General features: G+C 59.5%; 7 protein-coding genes. 1 reads left to right on the top strand and 6 read right to left on the bottom strand.

From position 1 onward, the window contains the following. The 4 genes from EOA36_RS27380 to EOA36_RS27365 all read right to left on the bottom strand — a co-directional run. Nucleotides 1–590: TCP-1/cpn60 chaperonin family protein (locus EOA36_RS27380; RefSeq protein WP_281040083.1), on the bottom strand; the 590-nt coding region annotated here is incomplete at its 3' end. A 64-nt stretch (nt 591–654) separates the two neighbouring features. Continuing rightward, nucleotides 655–951, bottom strand: coding sequence for a co-chaperone GroES (groES, locus tag EOA36_RS27375; protein WP_006203049.1), 297 nt, complete (start codon nt 949–951; stop codon nt 655–657). A 255-nt stretch (nt 952–1,206) separates the two neighbouring features. After that, nucleotides 1,207–2,268 (bottom strand): hypothetical protein, encoded by a 1,062-nt coding sequence (locus EOA36_RS27370; RefSeq protein WP_127280210.1) that lies wholly within the window; start codon nt 2,266–2,268, stop codon nt 1,207–1,209. A gap of 103 nt (nt 2,269–2,371) precedes the next feature. After that, complete coding sequence (locus tag EOA36_RS27365) at nt 2,372–3,364, bottom strand: class I SAM-dependent methyltransferase (RefSeq protein WP_245464485.1); 993 nt, start codon at nt 3,362–3,364, stop codon at nt 2,372–2,374. Here EOA36_RS27365 and EOA36_RS27360 point away from each other — a divergent pair. Beyond that, complete coding sequence (locus EOA36_RS27360) at nt 3,323–4,090, top strand: hypothetical protein (RefSeq protein ID WP_245464484.1); 768 nt, start codon at nt 3,323–3,325, stop codon at nt 4,088–4,090. The two genes, EOA36_RS27365 and EOA36_RS27360, sit on opposite strands and share 42 nt — an antisense overlap. A 69-nt stretch (nt 4,091–4,159) precedes the next feature. Here the strand turns inward: EOA36_RS27360 and EOA36_RS27355 are convergent, their stop codons facing one another. Both EOA36_RS27355 and EOA36_RS37810 read right to left on the bottom strand, forming a co-directional pair. Beyond that, nucleotides 4,160–4,786: a TetR/AcrR family transcriptional regulator gene (locus EOA36_RS27355; RefSeq protein ID WP_127280207.1), complete on the bottom strand. Its 627-nt coding sequence runs from the start codon at nt 4,784–4,786 to the stop codon at nt 4,160–4,162. After that, nucleotides 4,783–5,018 (bottom strand): hypothetical protein (locus EOA36_RS37810; RefSeq protein WP_210212430.1); only part of this gene is annotated, 236 nt, incomplete at its 5' end. The genes EOA36_RS37810 and EOA36_RS27355, both read right to left, overlap by 4 nt.

Below are 5,018 nucleotides of genomic sequence, written 5' to 3'. Positions count from 1 at the left end.
CGGTCGAACTGCATGCCTTCGACGACTTCGAGTTCGGTCTCGGCGGTCTTGGCTTCCTCAACCGTGATGACGCCTTCGTTGCCGACCTTCTGCATCGCTTCCGCGATCATCTTGCCGACCGACTCGTCGCCATTGGCCGAGATCGTGCCGACCTGGGCGACTTCCTCGGAGGTCTTGATCTTCTTGGCGGCCTTGCCGAGCGCAGCGACCACTTCGGTGACGGCGAGGTCGATGCCGCGCTTCAGGTCCATCGGGTTCATGCCGGCGGCAACGGCCTTGTGGCCTTCCTGGACGATCGACTGCGCCAGAACGGTCGCGGTCGTGGTGCCGTCGCCAGCGATGTCGTTGGTCTTCGAAGCAACTTCGCGGACCATCTGCGCGCCCATGTTTTCGAACTTGTCCTCAAGCTCGATTTCCTTGGCGACGGTGACGCCGTCCTTGGTGATGCGCGGGGCGCCGAACGACTTGTCGATGACCACGTTGCGGCCCTTGGGGCCGAGCGTGACCTTCACCGCGTCGGCGAGGATGTTGACGCCGCGCAGCATGCGCTCGCGGGCGTCGCGGGAGAATTTTACGTCTTTGGCAGCCATGTTTTAGCTCCTGGCAGGGGCTCGGAAAGAGCCCGAAAATTCAAGTTGAGGGTGAGGCCGATAATCAGCCGATGATGCCCATGATGTCGGATTCCTTCATGATCAGAAGGTCTTCGCCATTGAGCTTGACTTCGGTGCCCGACCACTTGCCGAACAGGATGCGGTCGCCGGCCTTGACGTCCAGGGGGACCAACTTGCCAGCTTCGTCGCGGGCGCCGGAGCCGACGGCGATGATTTCGCCTTCCTGCGGCTTTTCCTTCGCCGTATCCGGGATGATGATCCCGCCGGCGGTCTTGGATTCGGATTCGACCCGGCGAACGACCACGCGGTCATGAAGCGGGCGGAACTTCGACTTTGCCATTTTTTCTTCCTCGATGAGAACAGTGAGAAACAGTTCCTCCATCCGGCGAAGCCGGACATGTGGTTAGCACTCACCAAGGGCGAGTGCTAACGTGGCGCTGAAATAGGCGTGTGGCCCTCGAGAGTCAAGGCGCGCGGCAAGGGGCGTCAGCGCGAAATTTTGCTCTTGCCGCATCGTCGCGACGAATGCGACGGTTATCGGCCGCGATCTGGCAGAATGGTGGTCAGTTCGATGGAAGCGCTGGGCATCGATTGTTCAATGCCCAAGGCGTAGGCCGATCTCCTGGGTTTCTAGATCCACCAGGAGGCTGTTCCTTTCGAAAAACCGTATCCCGACGATGTTATGTTCAAGACCCGGTACAATCTCCACTTCGGGCTTGTAGGTGGTTGTAAAATTCCAATCGTCCTGACCTTCGGTTTTCACCGCAACCTTCGTGCCGGCGTCTAATGACCTATACGGTTTGGACGTGTCGGTCGGGACCATAATGGTTGAGTTCCCTGTGTCGTATAGCGTTGGCCGACAATTGGGTTTGGAGTTCCATGAGAGGCAGGATTCAAAGGTTGGGAAATTGTAGCGCGGGTTGGCCTGTTTCCATTTCTGCATCTTGAAAGTCTTCTTTACGTCATCCGGAACGCCGATGTGCAAGGCTCGAACCTCAGGGCAATTGCCCTGCTCGTTTGTGCATGGCTTCCACGTGCTGCCGATCGGGGAGAGGTAATAACCTCTGTGCAGGACTGTCCCTACGCTTACAGCGGCCATCGGCGACCTGATCATCTGATTTGGCCCATCGCCTCCAATGGGCGAGATGCCAAAAATGCCTTTTGGCCAGAGCGGACCGCCGACAATTTCACCTGTGTCACGTCTGACTTGCTTGTAGCGAATGAGGAACGAGACCCGCCTGTCCGTGGAAGCCGATGAGACCGGCGAACCAAAAGTCACGCGCGCTGAAGCCACATTTCCATACTCATCGTAGGTGCCATAATGCATGACTACCTTCTTGGTGGTGACAAGTATCCCATCGAACTCCCGACTTTCTGTAATCTTAATGCCGTCCTCGGAACAGAGTTCGGCGGGGAGCGCCGATAGACACTCGATTGTCATACCACTAGACCCTGTATCCAACAAAATCGGCTGATCGATTTTCCGATTTCCTAGGGAAATAATATTCACATAAAGCATGTGAATGTTCTGTGGATTTCCGGGGTACTCTAGTTTCGTCAATGGAATAGCCGTTGGGCCGTCGTCAGCTTCAGATGAAGCGGGCGAATAAATGAGTGCGCAAAATAGGGTCGACAGCACCGCCCCAGATATCTTCATTTCCTTACCGTGTTTCTAATCGATAGATTTCATCGGGGCCGAACATGGAGTATTGCATGGCGTTTTGCAATTTCCGTCTCTTTCAGTGCACGCTGCTGTAGACTCAAACTTTCGGCGACCGCAGCACCAGAAGCGGGCATCTCTCGGCGAGCCCGTAGCCGCCGGTTGGAGCAATGCGGACGTCGTTGAAGAATGCTTCCGCCTCGGCCACGAGCTGCGCTGGTGGTGCAAAACTGTAGATGGCCGTGGAGTTCCGGTAAACGTCGATGGTGGCGATGACAGGCAGGTCCCAGCCCGTCCGCGCGGAAAGTTCCTGGCGGTCAGGGAAGAGTGCATCGAACCTTTCCGCGATCGTCCTGACTGGAATCGCATGGTCGGGAGCGCGGCCTGTCGCGGTCATGGCGACGCGCCATTTGAGCTCGTGGAAAGTGGAGACACCGCCAGAAAGCGCAAGCGCCTGCACCGCTGCCGGATCGTCCGGTGTCTCGGGACCAGCGAAGAGACGCAGGCCCGCGCGGCCATCAGGGCGCAGCACGCGGGCGATTGCCGCGAACAGCGCTCGGCGCGCGGTAGAAAGCCCGAGCACCGACAGGCAGCCGTCGCCGATCACCGCATCGACGCTTGCATCGGAAACCGGCAGGTCGAGCCAGTCGCCTTTGACAGCCTTTCGCGACGCAGTGTCGCCTGGCCAGATTCCAGCGATCATGTCGGAGGATTCGTCGACGGCCATCATGGTCGCGCCGAGCCCGGCGAGCTCCGGAGTCACACCGAGCAGAACGACATGCGCCTCCGAAAGGTCGAGCTCGCGATGGTAGGTTTCCACCGCTTCGGCGGGAGGCCGCAGCGGCGGTCCGAGCAACTTCCAGTGCCCTCGAATGGCATTCCAATGATCAGTCATCCCTGGCCCCAAGCCGGCATTGTATTCAAATGCATAATCGAGGACGCTAATGAAACCAAGTGCGGGGGGCGCATGACACGCATCGCGGTTATTACACATGAGTTCGACAGGTTCGAACGCCGGCGCGGCCCGCTGTTGCGCCGCGACAGTCCCTACATGCTCTTTGATTTGCTGGAAGAACTGAAACGGCGCGGCCATTCCGTCCGCATACTCTCAGGAACGTCGGCGAAGCCGGAGGCCGATATAGCGGTGCTGCATGTCGATGCGACCGTGACGCCACCCGAATATGTCGAATACGCGCGCGCTTTTCCCTTCTGCCTGAACGTCGGGGCAGCCGACATCTCCAAGCGCCGTGTCAGCGGCGCCGTGATCGGCAGGGATGACGACTGGCCAGGGCCGGTCATCGTCAAGAGCAATCTCAACAATCTGGGAATGCGTGAGCAGTCGCTTAACCGGCGATCGCGACGTGCCGGAAAGCCGGAGCCATTTCCCGGCGTCGAGCTTATCGAGGGCTACCACGTCTGTACGTCCCTTTCGGATGTTGCGTCTGCGGTGTTCGACCGAAGGGATCTCGTCGTCGAAAAGTTCATTCCCGAGCCGGAACCGGACGGCTTTGGCGCCCGCTTCTGGACATTTTGCGGGGAGCGCGAGCGCTGCACCCGCCATGTTTCGCCACAAAGCCTGGTCAAAGGCGACGACACGATCCGTCGTGAGCCGGTTCCGGTTCCCGAGGAGCTGCGCGCGCTGAGGCGCGAACTTGGCTTTGACTATGGCAAGTTCGACTTTGTCATGCACGAGGGCAGGGCGGTGCTGCTTGACGCCAACAAGACACCCGGCGGCGCCCGCAATCTTTCTGCCTTTCTCGCCGCCGGCAATGCCAATCTTGCCGACGGCTTCGAAGGCCTCATCCGCGAGTTCACATAACCGGCGTCCTGACATTCATGTCGGCAGTCACCCTCTTATTCGGCGTGGCTTCACGACGATCATCAGGGCTTACAAGAACACCCGCAACTGGGTGTGGATGATCGACCGGTAGTCCTCGATCGTGCGCCGGCCTTCTTCCTCATCTTGCGTCAGGGCCAGGCGCACGACGCCGCCGGCAAGCTGGAAGATCAGAAAGACCAGCCGTGCGAACGCCTCGCGCTGCTCCGCCTGAAGCATCGGACCGACGTGGTCGCAGAATATCTTCGACTGATGTCTCGTCTCGGCGATGTCGAGATGCTGCAGCGCCTTGTCGGCCTGGATGGCATTCTGCAGGTCCTGAATGGCCGGGTCAGCCGCGACACGGCTGTAGTAGTCGTTGAGCAGGCGGTCCGCGGCGCCGGTCACGTCGCCCAGCCCCTGGATTTCGGCGATGATCGCGCCGAAGCGCGCCCGGCTGACCTCCGAGAACCGCTCATAGAGCATCGCCAGGATCGCCGACTTGTTGGGAAAGTAATGGTAGACGGTGGCGATCGGCCCGCCCGCCAGCATGCCGACCTCCTTCATGGTGACGGCGTCGATGCCCTTCTCGCCGATCAGCCGCATCGTCGTCGACAGGATGGCGTCGATTCGTTCGCGGCTGCGCTCCTGCTTGGGTCTGCGCCTGGGCTCGGTGGCCGTTCGACTTGCTTCCGTCATGCACCGATCTTTCGCCCGGGGTTCCCGAATTCCGGTTGACAAAAAATATGATCAAGTATCAGTTTCTTAAATGCTGACAGATTGTCAGCTTTTCTGCCGCGCGGCAAGGACGTTGGGAGGCGCCTTTGACTTCGACAAGCACCGGTCTTCAAGGCGATGGCGACTGGCTGGTCGGCAATCCGACCGGCCAGTCGCCATCGCCTTGAAGACCGGTGCTTGTCGAAGTCAAAGG

It is taken from the genome of Mesorhizobium sp. M8A.F.Ca.ET.021.01.1.1 (assembly GCF_003998025.1).
Classification (GTDB): Bacteria; Pseudomonadota; Alphaproteobacteria; order Rhizobiales; family Rhizobiaceae; genus Mesorhizobium.
The sequence above is the reverse complement of the archived record's forward strand: the minus strand, read 5'-3'. Positions and strand labels throughout refer to the sequence as shown.

Bases quoted from the DNA above. Each gene is read 5' to 3' on its own strand.
- groES (WP_006203049.1), bottom strand. From the start codon at position 951: ATGGCAAAGTCGAAGTTCCGCCCGCTTCATGACCGCGTGGTCGTTCGC.
- EOA36_RS27370 (WP_127280210.1), bottom strand. From the start codon at position 2,268: ATGAAGATATCTGGGGCGGTGCTGTCGACCCTATTTTGCGCACTCATT.
- EOA36_RS27360 (WP_245464484.1), top strand. From the start codon at position 3,323: ATGCTCTTTGATTTGCTGGAAGAACTGAAACGGCGCGGCCATTCCGTC.
- EOA36_RS27365 (WP_245464485.1), bottom strand. From the start codon at position 3,364: ATGGCCGCGCCGTTTCAGTTCTTCCAGCAAATCAAAGAGCATGTAGGG.
- EOA36_RS27355 (WP_127280207.1), bottom strand. From the start codon at position 4,786: ATGACGGAAGCAAGTCGAACGGCCACCGAGCCCAGGCGCAGACCCAAG.